Origin of the sequence: Allokutzneria multivorans, from assembly GCF_039537405.1 — a bacterium.
Classification (GTDB): domain Bacteria; phylum Actinomycetota; class Actinomycetes; order Mycobacteriales; family Pseudonocardiaceae; genus Allokutzneria; species Allokutzneria multivorans.
Window position 1 is genome coordinate 254,610 of sequence record NZ_BAABAL010000008.1, and the last position, 20,786, is coordinate 275,395.

A 20,786-nucleotide genomic window follows, 5' to 3' on the forward strand; every position below is an offset into this window, starting at 1 on the left:
AGATGCCCGCGCTACCGGACGGAGTTTCCCTACAGGAGTACGCCGAGGTCCGAGACGAGGTGAGCGCGGGCGAGTGGCGCCACCTCTACGACCCGACGGTCGGTGAGGACCGCAACTGGTACCTCAACGACCACACGTTCGTCCGCGACGCCGACGGCACCTGGCACATGATCGGCATCACCCACGCGGAACCGCTGAACCCGTTGGACGAGAAGCACTTCGCCCACGCGACCGCGCCGTTCCTGCACGGTCCGTGGGCGAAGCAGCCCTTCGCGATGAGCGTGGACCCGGGTTACCACGGGGAAGCGCACCTGTGGGCGCCGCACATCATCTTCCACGACGGCCGCTACTACATGTACTACTGCGGCGGCGACGCCGACCACAGCTTCTACGCGATCAACCTGGCCACCTCCACCGACCTGCGGACGTGGACCCGGCACCCGGGTGGGCCGCTGTTCCGCGACGGCTTCGATGCCAGAGATCCCTTCGTGACGCGGATCGACGGCCGCTGGGTCATCTACTACACCGCGACGATCTACCCGGACGGCGGCAACTTCGTCGTCGCCTACCGCACGAGCGACGACCTGGTGCACTGGAGCGGTCGCAAGTTCGCGTACTCCGAGCCGCTCGGCGGGGTGATGACCGAGTCGCCGTTCCTCGTGCAACGCGGAACCGACTGGTACCTGTTCATCGGCCCGCGCCGGGGCTACGTGGGCACGGACGTGTTCCGCAGCAAGGACCCCTTCAGCTTCAACGCGAACTCGTGGGTGGGCAACATCCCCTCCCACGCCGCCGAGGTGATCTTCGCTGAGGGGCGGCACTGGGTCACCCACGCGGGATGGGGCCAGCGCGGGGTGTACCTGGCGCCGCTGAACTGGCAGACCACGTTCAAGGGCGTGCGCGTCACCGCGCCGGACTATCGAGTCGATCTCCAGACCTCACCGACGTCGGAGCTGCGCGAGCTGTCCGTGCGGATGCGCGACGGCACCTGGCGCAACGTGCTGGACAACCACCACCGGGGCTCCGGGCCGTACCTCGGCGTCGGGTTGTTCGGGGCGACGGAGAAGGCGCGCGCGGCTCCCAAGGTCCGCGTCGAGGGTGCGACCGTTGCTCTGCAAGGCGTTCCGATCGGGCAGGAGAAGATCACCGTCGACTGGAAGCTGGACTTCCACGCCGACAGCTTCGACAGCTCGCTGACCTGGCACGTGGCCGCGCCGACCCGCAACCCGCTGTGGGAGCTGGCGTTCTCCGTGGACACCTGGCTCGGCACGCTCGGCGACGACCAGGTCTTCCCGCGCAGGGGCGACGCGCCCGGCTTCACGCGGTGGGCGATGGCGACGGGGATCTCGGCGACCATGGCGATGGCCTACCGCAGGGGTTCCGCGTGGGCGGAGGCCAACCGGTGGTACTCCGACGGGGAGTCCTCGATCTGCTGGCAGTCGGTGTGGCAGCCCAACGGCGGCTCGATCACGCCGGGCGACTACTTCGGCGGCACCTGGCGGATCGGGGTGAGCCCTCGGAGTCGGGACCGTGACCTCGCCGAGCGGTTGGCGAACGGTATCAACACACGTTAGGAGCGTTGGCGTGGCGGAGGAACTGCTGCTCGGGGTGGACATCGGCACGTCCAGTTCCAAGGGCGTGCTGACCACAGTGGACGGTCGCGTCCTCGCGCGCGCCGACCGTCCACATGCGACGTCGTCACCACACCCGGGGTGGTTCGAGCACGACGCGGAGACCGTGTGGTGGCAGGACTTCGTCGAGATCACCCGGGAACTTGTGTCCAAATTGGACGGACGTTCGCCGGTGGGCTTGGCGGTCAGCGGGATCGGCCCGTGCCTGTTGCCCGCAGACTCCTCGGGCACTCCGCTGCGGCCCGGCATCCTCTACGGCGTGGACACCCGTGCCACCAGGGAGATCGACGAGCTGACCGAGGAGTTCGGCGCTGACGCCGTGCTCGCGCGCTGCGGCTCCAGGCTGACCAGTCAGGCGGTCGGGCCGAAGGTGCGGTGGTTGGCACGGCACGAGCCCGATGTGTACTCGCGCACCCGGATGCTGTTGATGGCCAGCTCCTTCCTGGTGCACCGGCTGACCGGGCGCTACGTGCTGGACCACCACTCTGCGAGCCAGTGCACGCCGATGTACGACCTCGGCGCGCGGGATTGGGCGCACGACTGGGCTTCCTCGGTGGCGCCCGGGTTGCCGCTGCCGGAGTTGGCGTGGCCGACGGAGATCGTCGGGAAGGTTTCCTCGGAGGCCGCTTCGCTGACCGGGCTTCCGGCCGGGTTGCCGGTGACGGCGGGGACCGTGGACGCCTGGGCGGAGGCGGTCAGCGTCGGCGTCCGGGCTCCGGGCGAGATGATGATCATGTACGGCACGACGATGTTCCTCGTGCAGGTGTTGACCGATCCGCGCCCGCACTCCGGTTTGTGGGGCACCTGCGGGGCTTTCCCCGACACCTACACCTTGGCCGCGGGCATGGCGACCTCGGGTTCGGTCACCGACTGGCTGCGCGGACTCGTCGGAGGGGAGTTCGCCGGGCTCGTCGAGTCGGCGTCCTCGGTACCGCCCGGGAGCCGGGGTCTTCTGGTACTGCCGTACTTCGCGGGGGAGCGGACGCCGCTGTTCGACCCCGACGCGCGCGGGATCATCGCCGGGCTGACGCTCGGGCACGGGCAGGCCGAGCTGTACCGCGCCGCGCTCGAAGGCATCGGTTACGGCGTGCGGCACAACCTGGAGGCCATGTCGGCCGCGGGCGGGAACCCGTCGCGGCTCGTCGCGGTCGGCGGTGGGACGCAGGGCGGCTTGTGGACGCAGATCGTCTCCGACATCACGGGGCAGTCCCAGGACGTTCCCGCCGAGACCGTCGGAGCGTGCCTCGGCGACGCGTTGCTTGCCGGTGTGGCAACCGGGGCGGCTTCGTCGCCCGACTCGTGGAACCCCGTGGCGTCAACCGTTTCGCCCGATCCCGAGCGGCACGAGCGGTACTCCGCGTACTACGCGCGCTATCGCGAGCTGTACTCCTCGACCGTGGACATCGCGCACTTCCTGGCCGCGGAGCACCACGCGTCCTAGGCGGCGGTGGAGTGGCGGCCCGCTGGGCGAACCGGGTTGCGGTCGACGTGCTTGTGCGCGCCGGCGAGGCTGCGTGGGAACTTCCGCCTGCTCAGCGTGAAGGGACGGCGCGGGCGGTGCAGTGACTGTGCGTGCACGAGGATCGGGATCGTCGGCTGCTCCTCGCCGCGGGCGATCACGACGGGGCCCCTGTGGCGGTGGCGGCCGCGATAGCTCGGCTCGTCCAGGTCGGCGAAGGGCTGCGTGCGGGTGGCGCGCACGGCTTCGGCGGTGCGGTGCGTGCGCCACGCCGTGATCAGCCCGCGCAGCGGCCGCGGGCGGTTGAGGCCGATGAAGGACAGCCTGTTCAGCACGTGGAAGCGGTGCAGCAGCGCGAGTGTCGTCATGACCAGCAGGGGCGGCAGGGTGAGCTCAAGCATCCCGGCACGCTCCTCGTGCCGTGGGTGTATGCGCGTAGCTGCCCATGCCTCGGGTCACCTCCGGGATCTACGGCCACCGGGGGAGCGGCGACCGGAGATGGAGCGTAATGCACGTTGCACTCCGACCGGCGCATGCAAACGAGTGCGTCTCCGCTTCGTCACCCGTTACTACCAGTGACCGAGACCCTTCCGTTGCCCGCTCGTAGTCGATGTCCCGTTCGGTGCGGTGAGCGCACTGAACGGGTCGTTCAGGGCTTCAGCGTTGAGGGTTTGGGGTGGTTGGAGACCGCTGGGGGCGGGGTTCGGGGGTCTTGAAGACTGGTGCACCTGGCGGAGTGCGGGCTAGGCGTGGAGGCCGCCGGTGGCGTTGAGGATCTCGCCGGTGAGCCAGCGGCCGTCGTGGCCGGCGAGGAAGGCGATCACGTCGGCGACGTCGGAGGGCTGGCCCATGCGGCCGAGCGGGGTGAACTGGGTGAGCAGGTCGCGCACCTCGGGCGTGCTCGACGAGAGGAGCAGGTCGGTCTCGGTGGCACCGGGGCGCACGACGTTGGCGGTGATCCCTCGGGCGCCGAGTTCGCGCGCGGCGACCTGGGTGATCAGCTCGGCTGCGGCCTTGCTGGCGCCGTAGGCGGAGGTGGTGGGCAGGGGCAGCTGCACGTTCGCGGTGGAGACGGTGATGATGCGGCCGCCGTCGCGCATGTGCCGCGAAGCGTGCTGGACGGCCTCGAACACGGCCTTGGTGTTGAGCGCGAACAGCAGGTCGAAGTCGGCCGAGGTGAGGTCGGGCAGCAGCTTGGGAACGGTGGTCCCGGCGTTGTTCACCAGGATGTCCAGGCCGTCGATGTGTGCTGAAGCGGCCTCGAACATCCGCGCGACGGAGCCGGGCTCGGACAGGTCGACCCGGATGCCGTGCGCCTTGCCGCCCTCCTCGGTGACGGCGCGCTCGACTTCGGCGGCGGCCGAAGCGTTGCTGGCGTAGGTGAACACGACGGTGACGCCGTCGCGGGCGAGGCGGTGCACGACGGCCCTGCCGATGCCGCGCGAGCCACCTGTCACCACAGCGTTGACGCTCGACCCCGCAAGCGGATCTTCGGCGCTACGAGTCATGTCCTTTGCCCCCGGTGAACTTCAGGATGTCGACGCCGCGCGCGTTGTCGGCGACGAAGAGAAGTCCACGGTGCCACAGCGGTTGCCACGAACGGGCGTCCGCTGGGCGGAAGTAGCCGACCTGCTTCGGCCTGCTGGGGTCGCTGATGTCGAGGAAACGCGTGCCTTGACCGTAGAAGGACTGCGCGAGGACCTTGCCCCGAACATCGAAGTAGTGCGCTGAACAGTCCCCACTACTGGGGTCGCTGCCTTCCTGGCCAGCGACGCTCCACGTGCCGATGGTGCTCAGTCGGTACGGCTTCTCCGGGGTGGAGCGCCAGCCCTCGCCGCCGTAGGAGCCCTTCAGCGAGGAGATGACCAGCACGCCGTCGGCCGCGCAGCCGTCGGCGAAGTTCTCCTCGGTGGCGAACACGGTCTGGCCGTTGCCCCACGCGCCGATGTCGGGGCCGTCGAGCACCTTGCGGCCGACCGGGCGGTAGCTGTTGTGCAGGAACTTGCTGGTGGCGGACAGCTCGGAGATCCCGCCTCCGGCGAAGGGCACGGGGTCGACGGCCGTCGCCCTGCGGAGCTTGCGCTGCACGGGGTCGAAGCGCAGCCCGTCGGTCCAGTACCCGCGAACACCACCACGGCCGGAGACCCACGCGACACCGTCAGCGTCGACCTGGACGTCGTGCGCGTAGTCGGTCTTGCCGTCGTTGCGCGCGGTGTCGATCGGGTTCGGGAAGACCTTGGGGTTGCGCGGGTCGCGCACGTCGGTGACCCACACCGGGCGCCCGCCCCAGTCGGCGGGCATGTGGCTGGCCTTGGCCGGGCCGCCCGTCCACAGGTAGCGGCAGGCGTTGACGCAGCTCGTCGTGTGGCCAGCCGGGATCTCCACGAAGGTCAGCGTGGTGAGCTTGGCCGGGTCGGCCGCGTCCACGATGTAGACGCCGGACTTGCCGGTCGCGGTGGTGCCGCCGAACGCGCGCGGGTCGCGGGCCAGGAAGATCAGCTTCCGCTCTGGGTCGAGCTCGGTGTCCTCCATCTCCCACATGCCGGGCATGGAGATCTCGCTGAGCAGGCGTGGCCTGGCCGGATCGGCGGTGATGTCGTAGGACTTCAGGCCGAACTCGCCCGCGACGATCATCACGTCCCGGTTCGGGCGGGAGTACTGGAGGAAGTTGACCGAGATCGCGCCCTGCGCCTCGGGCAGCGTGCCCAGCAGCTCCACGTTCTTGACCGCTGAGCTCTTGGCGGCCTTCGGCGCGCTCGCGGCGTGGGAGTGACCCGACTCGGACGCGGTACCGAATGCCGGCGCGTCGCCGCACGCCCACGCGGGCACCCCCATCGCGAGCACGACCGCTGTGATCGCGGTGAGCAGTCCGGAACGCCTTGGCATCGCGCACCCCCGTTGCTGGATGTCCGTGTGGGAACTTAGAACCGCCAACGATTTCTCTCAAGGGTTTTCGTAGGCTTCACGCCATGCGTCGCACAGTGGCTGGTCTGCTCGCAGTGCTGCTGCTCCTTTCGGGGTGTTCCACAGGGCCGGCCGCCGAGCCCGGAGTGATCTCCGTGGGCCTGCGCGAGCCCGCCAGCCTGCTCCCCGGACGGGTGAACGACCTGCCGGGGCGCGAGATCGTCGGCGCGCTGTGGACGCCGCTGACCGAACTGGGCGCGGCGGACCAACCGCCCATTCCGGTCGCGGCCGAATCGGTTACCGGCCCGGACCGTCTCTTGTGGACGGTCGTGCTCCGGCAGGGGTGGCGTTTCCACGACGGCAGCCCGGTCACCGCGCGCTCCTACGTCGGCGCGTGGGAGGCCGCGATGCGCGAAGGCTGGCCGGCCGCGCGCGTGCTCACCGACCAGCTCCGCGTCGCAGCGCTGCGCGCGGTGGACGAGCGCACGATCGAAGTGCGGCTGCACCGACCGCTCGGCGAGTTCCCCAAGGCGCTGGCCAGTCCCGCGCTGCTGCCGTTGCCGGAGTCGGTGCTGGCGTCGCGGGACTGGGACCGCTTCGCCGAGCGTCCGATCGGCAACGGGCCGTTCCGGCTGACCGGGCCGTGGGTTCGGGACAAGGGAGCGCGCGCCGAACCCTTCGACGGGTTCGCGGGCTCGGTGCGGCCGAAGGCGCGCGGCGTGGACTTCCGGGTGGTCGGCGATCCTGTCGACCAGTTCGAGCAGGTCTCCTCCGGTGTGCTCGACCTGGCCACGGAGGTGCCGCCCAGCAGGCACGCCGCGATGCAGCAGCAGTACGCCGACCGGCACTGGAACTGGCCGGAGCCCGAGACGACCTACCTCGCTTTTCCCTTGGCGGACAAGCGTTTCTCGGAGGATTCGGTTCGGCATGCGGTCTCGTTGGCCATCGACAGGGCGGAGCTGGCGACCGGGCCGCTCGGCCACCAGGTCACTCCGGCCGCCTCGTTCGTGCCGCCCGGACTGACCGGTGAAGGGACTCCCGGCGCGTGCCGGCCGTGCACGCACGACGCCCAGGCCGCTGGAGTTCTTCTGCGCCAAGGAAATGCGGACCTCAGCAGGGTGACGTTGTACTTCGAGCTGGAGGAAGCCGGTCAGCGCGGGTGGGTCTCCCGGATCGCCGAGCAGCTGCGCTCCGGGCTCGGGCTGCTCGATGTCACGGTGCGCGGCCTTCCCGGCGAGGAGTACCGGAAAGCCTTGTCCAGCAAGAGTTTTGACGGACCACACGTGGTTCGCGCCAGTGCCGGTTACCCCAGCCCGCAGGCGCTGCTCGAACCGATGTTGAGCGGTACCAACGCTGATGTGGACTCGATGCTCGGTGAGGCGGCCGTCGCGGAGACCCCGGCGGCGGCGCGGCGCTACTACCGGCTGGCGGAGAACACCGTGCTGCGCGACCTGCCGATGACGCCGCTGTGGAGCGCACACGGGCACCTGTACTGGTCCAAGGCGCTTTCCGGTGTTGTCACCGATCCTGTGCGCGGCGCGCTGCTCGACCGGATCGAGGTGCGCGGCCGCACCTAAAGGCGCGCCCGCTTCCTCAAAGTGCACCCCCGCCGCTGATTCCTTGTCGCTGCGGGGGATCTGCCGGACTCTCGGTGTCGAGCCACGCCAGCTCCGCGTGGCCCGGCCGTGGGGGTCTGAATGCCAAATCTGACATGGATGGCCGATGTCCTGCGAGATGCGGGACTTCGGGTCGAAGAGGTGGACGGCTGGCGCAGCCGTGGCGCGGGCACCATGCGCGACGTCCGCGGCGTCCTGCTGCACCACACCGTGGGTCCGCCCACCGGGAACATGCCCTCGCTCGGCGCGCTGCTGCGCGGAACGTCCCGCGTGCCACCGCCGCTGGCCAACCTCGGCCTGGCGCGCGACGGCACCTGGTTCACCGTCTCCGCCGGGGTGGCCAACCACGCCGGTGACGGCGCGTGGCCGGGATTGCCCACCAACAACGGCAATCCCCACCTGATCGGCGTCGAGGCCGAGTCCACCGGTGAGGCCTCCGGGGACTGGACCGCCGAGCAGCTGGAGAGCTACCCGCGCGGCGTCGCCGCCCTGCTGAAGCACCTCGACCTGCCCGCCGAGCGCGCGATCGCGCACAAGGAGTGGGCGCTGCCGAAGGGCCGCAAGATCGACCCGGCCGGGTGGCCGGGTGACATCAACGGATTCCGCGACTCGGTTCGCGCGTACATGGAGGACGACATGCCGCTCAGCGACCAGGACATCTTCCGCATCTGGGACTTCAAGGCGCACGAGCTGAACAACCCCGAGACCGTGCACTCGGCCGCGGTGTGGCTGGTCGGCGCCAACATGGCCGCCTGGCAGTCCGCGGGCGCGCAGAAGGAGATCGCGGGACTCCGCGCCGCCGTCGAGAAGCTGGCCGAGGCCGTCGGCGCCGCGCAGGGCGTCAGCGCCGACGACCTGAAGAAGGCGATCAGCGAGGCCATCGCGCAGTCCGCGCCGGTCGCCCCCGGCACCGGCGAGGGGTGAGTCGCGCATGCCTGTGAACCCGACCTACCCGGGCGTCTACATCCAGGAGCTGCCGAGCGCGGTCCGCACGATCACCGGCGTCCCGACCTCGGTCGCCGCGTTCGTCGGCCCGGCCACCCGCGGTCCCGCCGAGAAGGCCGTCCACATCACGAGTTTCGCCGAGTTCGAGCGGATCTTCGGTGGGCTCGACCGCGACCACAGGATGGGCCACGCGGTCTACCACTTCTACACCAACGGCGGCAGCGAGGCGGAGATCGTCCGCGTCGTCGGCATGGTGGCCGATCCGACGCCGCCGCCGGAGGAGCCCAACGCCAAGGTGAAGTCCTACCCGGCGACCATCAGCCTCAAGGACAAGGTGCGCAAGCCCGGGGACACCCAGGACCCGCCGAGTCCCAAGGAGGTCGCCAAGCTCAAGGCGAGAGGGCCCGGCAGCTGGGGATTGCAGCTGAAGGTCCGGGTCGACCTCGACACCAGGGAGACCTTCGACCTGCCGGTGCCCGGGCCGGGCGTTCCGCCGCCGCCCCCGCCGACGCTCTACAACCTGACGATCCGGGACGAGGGGACCGGTCAGGAGGAGCGCTTCCTCAACATCAGCATCGACGACCGGAACCCGAGGAGCCTCAAGAACGTCCTCGCGGGATCCACCCTCGTCGAGTACGACACCCCGGCCGATCCCGGGTTGATCCCGGCCGCGCACCCGGACGTCAGTGGCGAGGAGGAGCCGGACGTCTGGAAGAACCCGCTCGGCCACGCGGTCGCGACGGGTGGTGACTACGCGCCTCCCGCCACCGGCGACTACCTGGGCAACCAGGAGGCCAAGAGCGGCATCCACGCGCTGCGCGACGCCGACATCTTCAACATCCTGTGCGCTCCTGACTTCCAGGAACGGACCAAACTGGACGACATCGCGCGCTTCTGCGTCGAGATGCGCGCGATGTTCATCCCGGACATCCCGATGGCCTCGATCGGTGACGCGAAGGACCTCAGTCAGCGGTTCCCCATCTCCAGGGCCAACCGCAAGAACGCCGCGCTGTACTTCCCCGAGGTCAAGATCGCCGACCCGACGCAGGACTACGCGGTGGTGGACACCTTCAACTCCGGTGTCATGGCGGGGTTGTGGGCGCGGACGGACGTCGAACGCGGCGTCTGGAAGGCACCTGCGGGCACGGATGCCTCCCTGGGAGGTGTCGTCGCTCCGTCGGTGCAGATGAACGACCTGGAGAACGGGGTTCTCAACCCCCGCGCGGTGAACTGCCTCCGGCAGCTGCCGGTCTACGGGAACCTGTCGTGGGGCGCGCGGACGATGGCGGGGGCGGACGTCGCCAACGACCAGTGGAAGTACCTACCGGTACGGCGTCTCGCCTTGTTCATCGAGGAGAGCCTGTTCCGGGGCACGAAGTGGGTGGTGTTCGAGCCCAACGACGAGCCGCTGTGGGCCTCGATCCGGCTCAACGTCGGCGCCTTCATGAACAACCTGTTCCAGCAGGGCGCCTTCCAGGGCACGAACCCGGACGAGGCCTACCTCGTCAAGTGCGACCGGGACAACAACCCGCAGAACCAGATCGATCTCGGGATCGTGAACGTCCTGGTCGGCTTCGCGCCGTTGAAGCCCGCCGAGTTCGTCGTCATCAGCATCCAGCAGCTCGCCGGCCAGATCCAGGTCTGAGAGGAGTAGGGCGATGCCACAAGTCTCAGCCAAGGGAATCCCGGTCGATCCCTACAAGAACTTCCGGTTCCGCGTGCGGTACTCCGACCGCAGCGACTACATCGCGGCGGTCAGCAAGATCTCCGGGTTGAAGCGCTCGACGGAGGTGGTCAAGCACCGCGCGGGCGGTGACCCGACCACCAGCCGCAAACTGCCGGGCCGCACCGAGTACGAGGCGGTCACCCTGGAGCGCGGAGTCACATTCGACACCGAGTTCGCCAACTGGGCCAACTCGGTGTGGAGCTTCCGCAGGGTCGGTGGCGGGGTCGCGACCTCGCTGGCCACCTTCCGCAGGGACCTCGTGATCGACGTGCTCGACGACGGCGGCAGCGTGGTCTCCAGCTACAGCCTGCACCGCGCGTGGGTGTCGGAGTACCAGGCGCTGTCCGATCTGGACGCCAACGCCAACGCGGTGCTGATCGAGCACATCAAGCTGGAGAACGAGGGCTGGGTGCACGAGGGCCCGAAGGGACCGCCAGCCGAGACGAGCTTCCAAGACCCGGCGTGATCGCCGTGTCACCGGGAGAGGACGAACTCCTGTCCTTGTGGGAGCGGGGTTGCTCGCTCACCGCGGCGGGCAGGGCACTGGTGCTGGCGGAGTCCGGCGGTGCCGATCGGGGCACCGCCGGGGACCTTCCGCTCGGGCGGCGGGACGCGATCCTGCTCTCGCTGCACGAGTCCTGGTTCGGTGAGCGGCTGCGGTGCTCGGTGACCTGCCCGTCGTGTCAGGGGCGGCTGGAGACCGAAGTGTCCACAGTGGACCTTCGGGTGCCTGCCGGAACGGGCGGCCCGGTCACCGCGGCCGGGGTGGAGCTGGACGTGCGGCCGGTCAGCACCGCGGATCTGCTCGCGGCGGCTGACCGGCGGGCACTGCTCGTGCGGTGCGTTCGCTCGGCCAGGAAGGGCGAGCGCGCGGTGCCTCCCTCGGAGCTGCCGGAGGAGGCGCTCGACGCCGTCGCGGCCGCGCTTCCCGACCTGGACCCGCAGGCCGACGTGTCGCTCGGGATGAGCTGCGCGTCCTGCGAGCACGAGTGGGGCGCGCCGTTCGACATCGCCGGATACCTGTGGGCGGTGCTCGACGCGCACGCCCGGCGACTGTTGTACGAGATCCACGAGTTGGCGACCGCTTACGGCTGGACCGAGCGCGAAGTGCTCTCGGTCGGTCCGGCCCGCAGGCGGTTCTACCTGGAGGCGGCGCGGACATGACCACGATCCCCCAGCCGGACTTCGTCGGCAGGCTGCTCGGTGACGGCGCCGAGCTGGCCGTCCGCCCACTGCTGCCCTCGCTCTTCGACCCCGTTCCCGCGCCTGAGCCGTCCGAGCCATTCGAGCCGTTCGCGGAACCCGTTGCACGGCAGAGCCTTCAGCCGGAGCCACGCGTGGCGGCCGCCGAACCGGAGGTGGTGGTGCGCGAGCCGAAGGCGGAGCAGCCGGTGCGGCCGCAACCCTCAGCGCCGCCACGAGCGGCTCTGCCGGAGGTGCCGAAGCGAGAAGCTGCGCAGCCGAAGAGTCCTCGTAGGACAGTCCAGGAAACGCCGTTGCCGGAGCCGAAGGCCGTCGTGCCGAGGCGCGCACCGGAAGTGCTCGCGACTCGGTCGCCAGAGCCTCTTGCACCGGTGAAGAGCACGCGAGGGAAACCGGTCGCTGCTAAGCCCCAAGAGATCCCTGTTGTGCAGCAGGTCGAGAAAACCGTTGTGCGGCAGGGGGTCAACACCGTGATCCCGGTCATCGCGCCGATCACTCCGGTCCTCCCCGCAGCGCGACCGCAGTCGCCGGTGGTGCCGAGGCGGGCCAAGGCCGTCGAGCAGACGGTGCACATCACCATCGGCCGCGTCGAGGTCAAAGCCCCCTCGGACAAGGCTCCCGAACGCCGCGCGGCGCCGAGAAGACAGCCCACCACGAGCCTGGAGGACTACCTCCGGAGCAGGGGAGGTGGCACGGCATGAGCAACCACCAGGCGATCAAGGCCGTCACCGAACTGCTGCAACTGCGGCTCCAGGAAGCCGTCGGGGGTGTGGGGTCGACGGTCGTGACCGTGCAGTCGCCGGACAAGGCCGCGGCTGCGGTCAGCACCTCCATCGTCAACCTCTTCCTCTACCAGGTCACCGTGGACGGCCACTGGCGCAACGAGCCGTTCCCCGGCGCGCACACCAAGCCGGGCGAGCGCCCGAGGCCACCGCTGCCGCTGGTCCTGCGCTACCTGGTGACCCCGTTCGTCAAGGAAGCGAACGACCTCCAGGCCCACGTGGTACTCGGTGCCGCGATGCGGAAGCTGCACGACTTCCCGGAGTTCACCGGCAAGGACCTGGCCGACGGCGCGAGCTACGCCGACGTCGCCAGGCAGGTCGAGTCGGTCAAGATCACGCCGTTCGCGATCTCCACCGACGAGATCTCCAAGCTGTGGTCGGCCTTCCAGACCCAGTACCGGATCTCCGTCGGCTACGAGGCGCGGATCGTGCTGATCGAGAGCGAGCGCGGTGTCCCGGCCGCGCCGCCGGTGCTCCGGCGCGGCAAGGAGGACCGGGGCCCGGTGGTCGAGGGCAGCGCCGCCCCGCCGTTCCCGTTGCTCACCGCCGCCGACATCTCCGAGAACGACGTGCTGGCGGGTGAATCGTTCGTCCTCCGCGGACTGAACCTGGACGCGGGACCGGCAACGCTGCGGCTCACCCACCCGGTGGTGCCGAAGGTGGTCGAGCTGTCCGGCACTCAGATCGCGGTGACCCCCACCGAACTGAGGACGCAGTTCCCGAACGATCCCGGTCTCGGTGGTGGGTTGTGGTCGGCGGCGGTGCACCTCGCCACTCCGGACGGCGAGCGGGTGACGAACTCGGTGCCGTTGCCAGTGGGCGCCGGTATCACCGCCGGGGTGCCGAGCACCATCACGCGAGTGGGCGGAGTGGCGACGATCCCGGTCTCCACCAAGCTCAGCGTGCATCCCGGGCAACGCGCGTTCTTGTTGGTGGGACCGCACACCGTCACCGCGGAGCCGATCACGACGGCCACCAGGTCGCTGGTCTTCACGATGGCCGACGCGAAACCCGGCGCCTACCTGACCCGCCTGCGCGTGGACGGCGTGGACAGTCGGATCATCATCAAGCGCCCGGGTGAGCCGCCGGTGTTCGACGAGAGCCAGAAGGTGGTGATCGTCTGATGGACCTCGCCTGGCTCCAGAACAACGATCGGTACCTGTCGGCGTCGCTTACCTGGCTGCGGATGCGGCTGATGCTGGCGATCGACAACCGAACGGTGGTCCCGCAGCAGCTCGAACAGCGCACGCGGTGGTGGGGATCGAAGCCGAAACCCGTTGTGGCGCAACCATCACGGAAGGTCTCGCCGGGGGAGGTGGAGCAGGCCGCCACCGCACGCGCGCAGGCCGCCGCTATCTCGCCCGAGCCCGCGCTGCACACGGTGGCCAGGCTGTTCGGGCTCTCCGACTTCGAACGGGACACGCTGCTGCTGTGCGCGGCGATGGAGCTGGACCCGGCCCTTGGCGGATTGTGCGCGCAGGCACACGGGAACGCGGGCATGGCGCACCCGACGCTCGGCCTCGCGCTGAGCGTCCTGCCGGAGCCCGCATGGGACGTGGTCGCACCGCACCGAGGGCTTCGCAGGTGGCGGTTGCTCGACATCGTGCAGGGCGCGGGGCAGCCGCTGGTGACCGCGACGTTGCGGGCGCAGGAGCGGATCGTCAACTACCTCAAGGGATTGAACTACCTCGACGACCGGTTGGAGCCGCTGGTCGCGCCGCTCGGAACGCGAGCTGCGCCGGCGTTGCCACCCTCGCAACAGGACGCGGTGACGGCGTTGCGGGAGGAATGGCTCAGCGGCGGCAACGCGGTCGTGCAGCTCGTCGGCGCGGACGAGGCGAGCAAGCTCCTCGTCGCCGCGCGCGCGGCGATCGAGGTCGGCGTCGTGCCCTACCGGTTGGAGGCGTCGCTGCTGCCGACCGCACCGTCCGAACTGGACGAACTGGCGCGGTTGTGGCGGCGCGAGGCCATGATGCTGCCGTTGGCCCTGTACCTCGACGCTGGCGATCTCTCCGAGGAGGCCGGGAAGTTCTCGCCGGTGACCAGGTTCCTGAGCCGGGTCGGCGGGGCGAGCGTGCTCGTCGCGCGGGAGAGCTGGCCGGAGTTGGGCAGGCGCACGGTCGTCGTGGACGTGTCGCCCCCGACGGCAAGGGAGCGCGCCGAGGCGTGGCGCGGCGAACTGGGCGGCGACGCGCCCGCGGAACTGGTGGGCGAGCTGGCCGGGCAGTTCGCGCTGGACGTCGGTGCCATCTCGGAGATCGCCGCCGGAGGCGTTGGCAGGGAACGGTTGTGGCGAGCGTGCCTGCACGGCACCCGGCCTCGGCTGGACTCGTTGGCACAGCGGCTGCAACCCGCGGTCGGCTGGGACGACCTGGTGCTGCCGCAGGAGGAGATGACCGTGCTGCGGCAGATCGCCGCGCAGGTCGCCAACCGCGGCACCGTCTACGACGAGTGGGGCTTCGGCGAGCGGATCGTCCGGGGACTCGGGGTGAGCGTGCTGTTCAGCGGCCCCAGCGGCGTCGGCAAGACCATGGCGGCCGAGGTGCTGGCGGCGGAGCTGAACCTGGACCTGTACCGGATCGACCTGTCCGCCGTGGTGAGCAAGTACGTCGGCGAGACCGAGAAGAACCTGCGCCGCCTGTTCGACGCGGCCGAGACCGGTGGCGCGATCCTGCTCTTCGACGAGTCGGAGTCGTTGTTCGGCAAGCGGAGCGAGGTCAAGGACGCGCACGACCGCTACGCCAACATCGAGACCGGGTACCTGCTGCAACGGATGGAGGCCTACCACGGCCTCGCCGTGCTCACCACGAACCTGCGCAGCGCGCTGGACGTCGCCTTCCTGCGGCGGCTGCGGTTCACCATCGACTTCCCGTTCCCCGGTGCCGAACAGCGGCGCGAGCTGTGGCAGCGCGCGTTCCCCGTGCACGCGCCGAGCTCCGGACTGGACTTCGCCAGGCTGAGCCAGCTCCAGGCCAGCGGGGGCATGGTCCGCAACATCGCGCTCAACGCGGCGTTCCTGGCGGCCGGCGACGGTGGCGTGATCACCATGCCGCTGGTGCTGCGGGCGGCGCGGACCGAGTTCCGCAAGCTGGAGATCCCGTTCCACGAAAGGGATTTCGCCTGGACAGGTGATGCGTGATGACCCGGATCGAAGTGCACATCGACCGCTTGGTGCTCGACGGCGTCGACAGGCTGCACGCCGGCGCGATCCAGGAAGCCGTGCAAGCCGAGCTGCGTGGTCTGTTCGCCGCGGGCCGTGCGTCGTGGGCGGACCACCAGGTGCGCAAGGCCTCCGCCGAAGTCCACAGTGGACTGTCGAGTCCGGCGGAGCTGGGCAGGTCGGTCGCGCGATCGGTGTACGGGGTGATCCGCCATGGCCGGTGAGCACACGCGGATGGCGCGGGCGGTGCAGAACGAGGACCGCTCGTTCCGGTTCGCTCAAGGCGGCCAACGGCTTCCCGAGGAGACTCGCGAACACATGGAAGCCCGGCTCGGCGGGGACTTCGCCGAGGTGCGGGTGCACACCGACGACGCGGCGCACCGGGCGGCGGTGGACCTCGGGGCCGAGGCGGCGACCGTCGGAAACCACATCCTGTTCCGCGACGGGCGCTCCGGATCCGAGGACCTGCTGCGGCACGAGCTGGCGCACGTGCTCCAGCAGCGGCACGAAACCGTTGGCGGAGAACAGATCGCGCCCGGACTCAAGCTGGGCAGCAGCAACTTCGAGCGAGCGGCCGATACCGGGAGTCCGGTGCGGTCCTCCGGTGGTGGCACGCACGAGCTGGTCGTGCAGCGGCGCGAAGTTCCTGAAGGAACCGGGGAGCCCGCGCTCGGCGACTGGCGGGAGTCGGACCGTCTCAAGTGGACGGACGTGTGGAAGAAGGCGTGCGAGCACAACCTGTTGACCCTGAACCGCGAGGCCTACCAGCAGGTGGCCGAGCGGCGGGACTTCTACCGCTGGTTCTTCGGGGAGATCACCAAGAAGGGTCACGAGACCAAGTGGCCGCTCGCCGCGTACGCGGTGGCCAGCGGCGCGGCCGAGGTCGTCGACACGGGCGGCGCCCCGGAGGGTCTTTCGACGATCACCAACGACATCCAGACGATGGTCCGGCAGGGCAACCAGGTCATCTTCGACGACGTCCTGCCGAAGCTGCGCGAGTTGTGGAACGGCAAGCCGCTCAAGGGTTCCGCCGCGACCGCGTGGGACGCGAACACCCTCGCCGAGGAGCAGCAGCTGATCGAGGGCGTGTACATGGGCGCGAACTCCGAGGCCAAGGACGAGTTCGGCGAGCTGGCCTCGGGCCGGGGAGTCCGGCTCAACCTCGGCAAGGCCTTCGGGCTGGGCACGATCAAGGGCTTCCCGATCGACGGCCACCGCGACGTCGTCGGCGGGGAGATGCCCGGCTTCTCCGGTGACATCCGCAGGGCCGAGGACCGGTGGAAGTACGGCATGCGGGTCGGCGCCCACTTCTCCGCCCCGCCGACCAGGCGCCGCCTGTTCCGGGTCGACCGCGCCCCCGCCCCCGATCCGGCGATCCCGATGCCCGAGGTGAGCCCGGCGTACGGGAGCCAGTTGCGGGAGACCTTCGACCGGGTCAACACCATGCCGCAGCTGCACCACATCGACGCCCTGCTCAACGACCTCGACGTCCAGGAGCGCGAGGTCGGAGACCGCATCCGCGCGCTCCCGCCCCGCGAGCAGAAGTTGTTCGACAAGAGCCCTTGGCGACTGCGCAAGCTCGCCGAGGCGCTCAACCGCGAGGAGATGGAGTACGCGCTCGCGCTCAGCGAGCACATCCCGGCCACCGTCAAGGCCGATCTGATCAAGGCCGCGGGGAACTGAAGGGGGTGTGTGATGGGGGATGAGCGCGAGGCGAAGAAGCTACCGGCGAACCCCGGCGCGACGGCATGGCGGCCGAAGCCGACGGGACCGGTCATGGCCCCGCCCGGCGCGACAGCGATGCGGGGCGACTTCAGTTCGGTGCCCTCGCTCGGCGGCGATCTCCGGCTGAACATCGCGTCGTTCGACGGCTTCGGCGAGGGCGGCGCCAAGGTCACCGCCGCGCACCGCGAGGACGCGAAGTTCGTCGCGGCGCAGCTGACGAGCTGGCTGAGCAGGACGCCCGGCATGCGGTTCAGCATCGTCGGGCACGGCTCGGTGGACCTGGGATCGCGGCGCGCCAACGAGATCCGCCGGTTGCTGATCGCGGCGAAGGTCCCGGCGCGGGCGCTCGTCGTGGACACGGTCCCTGGCGAGGACGACGGCCGCGTCGAGATCAAGGTGCTCAACGGTCTTCCCGACGCGCCACCGCGACCGGTTCCCGGCATCGGGCTCGGAACTCCGCCGTCGCCGAAGCCGATTCCGCCTCGGCCGACGCTGCCGCCGGGGCCGACGCCCGCACCGGGATCGCTGTGGCGCAAGGACCCATCTGGGACGGAGTCCGAGCAGCCCAGGACGGCCGACGCGGGCGACGCGCTCGAGGCCGCCGCCAAGCTCCCCGTCGCGGCCAAGGCGATCGAGCTGCTGACACAGGTCGCCGAGCAACGGTGGCGCGAGGCGGTCGCCAAGATGAAGCCGGGTGAGTGGGTGGCGCTGGGCGCGGTGGCCGCGAGCATCGGCGGAGGGCTCACCGTCGGGTCGATCCAGGACCCGGAGGTCGGCGAGTTCGTCGTGCGGATGCTCAGAACGGTCAGCCCCTCGTTGCCGGTTCCCGGTGCCGGCGGGGTCAAGGTCCAGTTCCTGCCGAGCTACGCGCGCAGCACCGTCGGCCCGGCCGACATCGGCATCAGCTTCCAGCTCACGGGGAGCTTCTGATGCGGCGGAACGGCAGCGATGACGAGGAGGGTGGGCGGTTGTGAGCGTTCCAGGGATCTCACCGAAGGTGGTGCGCGGCGGCTTCGTGCTGTCCCACCCCGGCGGGCCGCGGCGGGTGATCGTGTTCCAGTACAACCCGGACACGCTGACCAGGACGATGAAGCCGCAGGTGCCACCGGACGAGCCGGGTGACCGGCTGGAGGCGTTGCGGCTCAAGGGGCCACCGCAGGAGAGCTACAAGTTCGACGCGGAGTTCGACGCCGCCGACCAGCTCGATCGGTCCGAAGTGGACAGACACGGGCTGCACCCGGTGCTCGCCGCGCTGGAGGCGTGCTTCTCACCGACCCTGTTCCAGCTGGAGCGGGAGGACGAGCGCGCTGGCCAGGGCGTGCTAGAGATCGAGCCCGTCGAAGGGCCGCTGACCCTGTTGGTACTGGGACGCAACCGCGTGGTTCCGGTGCGGATCACCGAGTTCAGCGTCACCGAGGAGGCCTTCGACATCGAGCTGAACCCCATCCGCGCCAAGGCTTCCATCGGCGCCCGCGCGCTCACCGTCGACGACGTCGGCTTCACCCACCCGGCGGGGCTGCTGTTCCGGCGCAACCTCCAGAAGCGGCAGGACCTGGCCGCACTGCACTTCACCAACGGCGGCGCCGAAGCCGCCGCGCTGAACCAGCTGGCGAGGGAAGGCTGACGCGATGTTCTCGATCACCAGTCGATACCAGGGACTTCCGACCGCCGAGATCGCGCTGCCGGACGGCCGGGTCGTGACCTACGTGCGCCGCCGCGTCCTGCCCCGGCCGGACACCCTCGGGGTGATCGGCGAGCACGTGGTCGCGCCCGGCGAGCGGCCAGACCACATCGCGCACAAGGTCTTCGGCTCCGCCGAACTGGCGTGGCGGTTGGCCGACGGCAACGGCGCGTTCGAACCCGAGGAGCTGACCGTCCACACCGGACGGAGGCTGCGGATCACGTTGCCGGAAGGGGTTCCCGGAGCGTCGGCCGCCGGGTTCTCCCTCGCAGCGCCGCCCACCCCACCGGCGGGCGGCCATGTTCACTGACCTCCAGGTGCGCCTGCTGATCGGCAAGGTCGCGGTGATCCCGGCCCCCGCCGAGGTGACCGACGCGCTCCAGTCGATCCAGGTGATCACCAGCGCCGGCGCCAGATCCGGCTTCCGGCTGGACTTCGCGGTCAGCAAGCGGTCGATCATCACCGGCGCGCTGATCCCCGCAGGGGTCTTCGACCCGAAGACCAGGGTGATCCTGCTGGCGATCATCAAGGGGTTCCCGCACGTGCTGGTGGACGGCGTGATCACCCGCCAGGACATGAGCCCCAGCAACGATCCCGCCGGGTCGACGTTCACCGTCACCGGCGAGGACCTCAGCCTGCTGATGGACCTCACGCACGAGCACGCGTGCTACCCGGCGCTGCGCGCGGACCTCGCCGTGCTGAAGGCGCTGACCAAGCCGAAGTACCTGATGTACGGCATCGCCCCCGCGGTGGTTCCGCCGATCATCCCGGTGATCCCCAGCGTCATGGAGCGCATCCCGACCCAGTCGGCGACCGACCTCGCCTACGTCAGCGGGCTGGCCAAGGACGCCGGCTACACCTTCTACGTCGAGCCAGGACCGGCTCCAGGCACCAACATCGCCTACTGGGGGCCGGAGATCCGCGTCGGGGCCCCGCAACCCGCGCTGACGATCAACTCCGGGACAGCGTCCAATGTGGAGTCACTGAGCTTCAGCTACGACGGGCTGTCCCGGATTCAGTACACCGTGCCGATCACCGAGCCGCTGACCAAGCTCGGCGTGTCCATCCCGGTGCCCAACATCAGCCTGCTCCAACCGTTGCTGGCGCCGAAACCGGCGGTGACGCTGCGAGAAAAGCCCCTTGAGGAAACCAATAAGGCAGGTTTCGCCGAAGCTGCTGCTCTCGCGCTCGGGCGCGCACAGAATGTCAATGACGCGATCAGCGGTCAGGGCAAGCTCGACGTGCTGCGCTACGGGCACGTGCTCAAGGCGCGCGGCCTGGTCACCGTGCGCGGCGCCGGGATCGCCTACGACGGTCTCTACTACGTCAAGAGCGTCACCAGTGACATCAAACGCGGTGAGTACAAGCAGAGCTTCACGTTGAGCCGGGACGGCCTAGGTCCCCTGAGTCCGGTGGTGCAGCCATGACCCAGATGAACGGCACCGAGCCGATGAAGTACCGAGGGCGCTACCAGGGCGTGGTGCGCAACAGCATCGACCCGCTGAACAAGGGGCGGCTGCTGGTGGCGGTGCCCGAGGTGCTCGGCAACGACCCGTGCGTCTGGGCCGCGCCGTCCACCCCGATGGCCACGCTCGCCGGTGGTGGTGTGTACATGCGGGGCCTTGAGGGCGCCGGTGTGCTCGTGGAGTTCCTTGACGGCAACCTCGACTATCCACTGTGGACCGGCTTCTGGCGCGGCGACGCCACGCTGGACACGCCGATCGCGGTGAAGTCGGCCAGCCCCAAGGCTTCGGTGATCGTGCTGGCGACATCGGCGAAGAACTCGATCGTCATCGACGACACGCCTGTGGCGGGCGGGATCACGCTCAAGGTCGGGCTGTCGGAGATCTCGTTGACGGAGAAGGGGATCACGCTCAAGTGCGGCGCGTCCTCGATCGAGCTGACGCCCGCCGGGCAGGTCAGCGTCAACGGTCCCGCGCTGACGGTGTTGTGA

The 20,786-nt window shown here is 69.8% G+C and carries 20 protein-coding genes; 17 read left to right on the forward strand and 3 right to left on the reverse strand.

The window, feature by feature from the left end; genetic code table 11:
• Positions 1-2: 2 nt before the first annotated feature.
• The gene (locus ABD798_RS14520; RefSeq protein WP_344874836.1) at positions 3-1,574 is read left to right on the forward strand and encodes a family 43 glycosylhydrolase; all 1,572 of its coding nucleotides are present in this window, start codon (positions 3-5) and stop codon (positions 1,572-1,574) included.
• A 10-nt stretch (positions 1,575-1,584) separates the two neighbouring features.
• A complete protein-coding gene (locus ABD798_RS14525; protein WP_344874838.1) occupies positions 1,585-3,072 on the forward strand; it encodes an FGGY-family carbohydrate kinase in 1,488 nt (495 codons plus the stop codon).
• Here the strand turns inward: ABD798_RS14525 and ABD798_RS14530 are convergent.
• The 3 genes from ABD798_RS14530 to ABD798_RS14540 all read right to left on the reverse strand — a co-directional run bounded on the left by ABD798_RS14530 (position 3,069) and on the right by ABD798_RS14540 (position 5,976).
• A complete protein-coding gene (locus ABD798_RS14530; protein WP_344874840.1) occupies positions 3,069-3,491 on the reverse strand; it encodes a hypothetical protein in 423 nt (140 codons plus the stop codon). The genes ABD798_RS14525 and ABD798_RS14530 overlap by 4 nt on opposite strands.
• A gap of 342 nt (positions 3,492-3,833) precedes the next feature.
• Positions 3,834-4,598, reverse strand: a complete 765-nt coding sequence (locus tag ABD798_RS14535) for an SDR family oxidoreductase (RefSeq protein WP_344874842.1) — start codon at positions 4,596-4,598, stop codon at positions 3,834-3,836.
• On the reverse strand, positions 4,588-5,976 hold the full coding sequence (locus ABD798_RS14540) for an LVIVD repeat-containing protein (protein WP_344874844.1): 1,389 nt from the start codon (positions 5,974-5,976) through the stop codon (positions 4,588-4,590). The genes ABD798_RS14535 and ABD798_RS14540 overlap by 11 nt, the downstream gene beginning before the upstream one ends.
• 83 nt (positions 5,977-6,059) lie before the next feature.
• Between ABD798_RS14540 and ABD798_RS14545 the strand changes: the two genes are divergently transcribed.
• The 15 genes from ABD798_RS14545 to ABD798_RS14615 all read left to right on the forward strand — a co-directional run bounded on the left by ABD798_RS14545 (position 6,060) and on the right by ABD798_RS14615 (position 20,786).
• The gene (locus ABD798_RS14545; protein WP_344874846.1) at positions 6,060-7,571 is read left to right on the forward strand and encodes a peptide ABC transporter substrate-binding protein; all 1,512 of its coding nucleotides are present in this window, start codon (positions 6,060-6,062) and stop codon (positions 7,569-7,571) included.
• A gap of 138 nt (positions 7,572-7,709) precedes the next feature.
• Positions 7,710-8,534 (forward strand): N-acetylmuramoyl-L-alanine amidase, encoded by an 825-nt coding sequence (locus tag ABD798_RS14550; RefSeq protein WP_344874848.1) that lies wholly within the window; start codon positions 7,710-7,712, stop codon positions 8,532-8,534.
• 7 nt (positions 8,535-8,541) lie between these two features.
• Positions 8,542-10,200: a phage tail sheath family protein gene (locus ABD798_RS14555; RefSeq protein ID WP_344874850.1), complete on the forward strand. Its 1,659-nt coding sequence runs from the start codon at positions 8,542-8,544 to the stop codon at positions 10,198-10,200.
• Positions 10,201-10,213: 13 nt separating this feature from the next.
• A complete protein-coding gene (locus ABD798_RS14560; RefSeq protein ID WP_344874852.1) occupies positions 10,214-10,747 on the forward strand; it encodes a phage tail protein in 534 nt (177 codons plus the stop codon).
• Positions 10,744-11,445 carry a T4 family baseplate hub assembly chaperone gene (locus ABD798_RS14565; RefSeq protein ID WP_344874854.1) on the forward strand — a complete coding sequence of 234 codons (702 nt, stop codon included), beginning with the start codon at positions 10,744-10,746 and terminating at the stop codon, positions 11,443-11,445. Before ABD798_RS14560 ends, ABD798_RS14565 begins: the two co-directional genes overlap by 4 nt.
• A complete protein-coding gene (locus ABD798_RS14570; protein ID WP_344874856.1) occupies positions 11,442-12,185 on the forward strand; it encodes a hypothetical protein in 744 nt (247 codons plus the stop codon). The genes ABD798_RS14565 and ABD798_RS14570 overlap by 4 nt, the downstream gene beginning before the upstream one ends.
• A complete protein-coding gene (locus tag ABD798_RS14575; protein ID WP_344874858.1) occupies positions 12,182-13,390 on the forward strand; it encodes a Pvc16 family protein in 1,209 nt (402 codons plus the stop codon). The genes ABD798_RS14570 and ABD798_RS14575 overlap by 4 nt, the downstream gene beginning before the upstream one ends.
• Positions 13,390-15,405, forward strand: coding sequence for an ATP-binding protein (locus tag ABD798_RS14580; RefSeq protein ID WP_344874860.1), 2,016 nt, complete (start codon positions 13,390-13,392; stop codon positions 15,403-15,405). The genes ABD798_RS14575 and ABD798_RS14580 overlap by 1 nt, the downstream gene beginning before the upstream one ends.
• Positions 15,405-15,650, forward strand: coding sequence for a hypothetical protein (locus ABD798_RS14585; protein WP_344874862.1), 246 nt, complete (start codon positions 15,405-15,407; stop codon positions 15,648-15,650). Before ABD798_RS14580 ends, ABD798_RS14585 begins: the two co-directional genes overlap by 1 nt.
• Positions 15,640-17,109 carry an eCIS core domain-containing protein gene (locus tag ABD798_RS14590; protein WP_344874864.1) on the forward strand — a complete coding sequence of 490 codons (1,470 nt, stop codon included), beginning with the start codon at positions 15,640-15,642 and terminating at the stop codon, positions 17,107-17,109. Before ABD798_RS14585 ends, ABD798_RS14590 begins: the two co-directional genes overlap by 11 nt.
• A 12-nt stretch (positions 17,110-17,121) precedes the next feature.
• Positions 17,122-18,081, forward strand: a complete 960-nt coding sequence (locus ABD798_RS14595) for an OmpA family protein (RefSeq protein ID WP_344874865.1) — start codon at positions 17,122-17,124, stop codon at positions 18,079-18,081.
• 40 nt (positions 18,082-18,121) lie between these two features.
• Complete coding sequence (locus tag ABD798_RS14600) at positions 18,122-18,775, forward strand: hypothetical protein (RefSeq protein WP_344874866.1); 654 nt, start codon at positions 18,122-18,124, stop codon at positions 18,773-18,775.
• Positions 18,776-18,779: 4 nt separating this feature from the next.
• Entirely contained in the window at positions 18,780-19,142 is a 363-nt protein-coding gene (locus ABD798_RS14605) for a LysM domain-containing protein (protein ID WP_344874868.1), read from the forward strand.
• Positions 19,132-20,259: a hypothetical protein gene (locus ABD798_RS14610; RefSeq protein WP_344874870.1), complete on the forward strand. Its 1,128-nt coding sequence runs from the start codon at positions 19,132-19,134 to the stop codon at positions 20,257-20,259. The genes ABD798_RS14605 and ABD798_RS14610 overlap by 11 nt, the downstream gene beginning before the upstream one ends.
• Entirely contained in the window at positions 20,256-20,786 is a 531-nt protein-coding gene (locus ABD798_RS14615; protein ID WP_344874872.1) for a phage baseplate assembly protein V, read from the forward strand. The genes ABD798_RS14610 and ABD798_RS14615 overlap by 4 nt, the downstream gene beginning before the upstream one ends.

Coding starts and splice junctions, on each gene's coding strand:
- ABD798_RS14575 (WP_344874858.1), top strand. CDS start 12,182: ATGAGCAACCACCAGGCGATCAAGGCCGTCACCGAACTGCTGCAACTG.
- ABD798_RS14585 (WP_344874862.1), top strand. CDS start 15,405: ATGACCCGGATCGAAGTGCACATCGACCGCTTGGTGCTCGACGGCGTC.
- ABD798_RS14595 (WP_344874865.1), top strand. CDS start 17,122: ATGGGGGATGAGCGCGAGGCGAAGAAGCTACCGGCGAACCCCGGCGCG.
- ABD798_RS14550 (WP_344874848.1), top strand. CDS start 7,710: ATGGCCGATGTCCTGCGAGATGCGGGACTTCGGGTCGAAGAGGTGGAC.
- ABD798_RS14610 (WP_344874870.1), top strand. CDS start 19,132: ATGTTCACTGACCTCCAGGTGCGCCTGCTGATCGGCAAGGTCGCGGTG.
- ABD798_RS14535 (WP_344874842.1), bottom strand. CDS start 4,598: ATGACTCGTAGCGCCGAAGATCCGCTTGCGGGGTCGAGCGTCAACGCT.
- ABD798_RS14560 (WP_344874852.1), top strand. CDS start 10,214: ATGCCACAAGTCTCAGCCAAGGGAATCCCGGTCGATCCCTACAAGAAC.
- ABD798_RS14605 (WP_344874868.1), top strand. CDS start 18,780: ATGTTCTCGATCACCAGTCGATACCAGGGACTTCCGACCGCCGAGATC.
- ABD798_RS14615 (WP_344874872.1), top strand. CDS start 20,256: ATGACCCAGATGAACGGCACCGAGCCGATGAAGTACCGAGGGCGCTAC.
- ABD798_RS14570 (WP_344874856.1), top strand. CDS start 11,442: ATGACCACGATCCCCCAGCCGGACTTCGTCGGCAGGCTGCTCGGTGAC.
- ABD798_RS14555 (WP_344874850.1), top strand. CDS start 8,542: ATGCCTGTGAACCCGACCTACCCGGGCGTCTACATCCAGGAGCTGCCG.
- ABD798_RS14530 (WP_344874840.1), bottom strand. CDS start 3,491: ATGCTTGAGCTCACCCTGCCGCCCCTGCTGGTCATGACGACACTCGCG.
- ABD798_RS14545 (WP_344874846.1), top strand. CDS start 6,060: ATGCGTCGCACAGTGGCTGGTCTGCTCGCAGTGCTGCTGCTCCTTTCG.
- ABD798_RS14520 (WP_344874836.1), top strand. CDS start 3: ATGCCCGCGCTACCGGACGGAGTTTCCCTACAGGAGTACGCCGAGGTC.
- ABD798_RS14540 (WP_344874844.1), bottom strand. CDS start 5,976: ATGCCAAGGCGTTCCGGACTGCTCACCGCGATCACAGCGGTCGTGCTC.
- ABD798_RS14590 (WP_344874864.1), top strand. CDS start 15,640: ATGGCCGGTGAGCACACGCGGATGGCGCGGGCGGTGCAGAACGAGGAC.
- ABD798_RS14580 (WP_344874860.1), top strand. CDS start 13,390: ATGGACCTCGCCTGGCTCCAGAACAACGATCGGTACCTGTCGGCGTCG.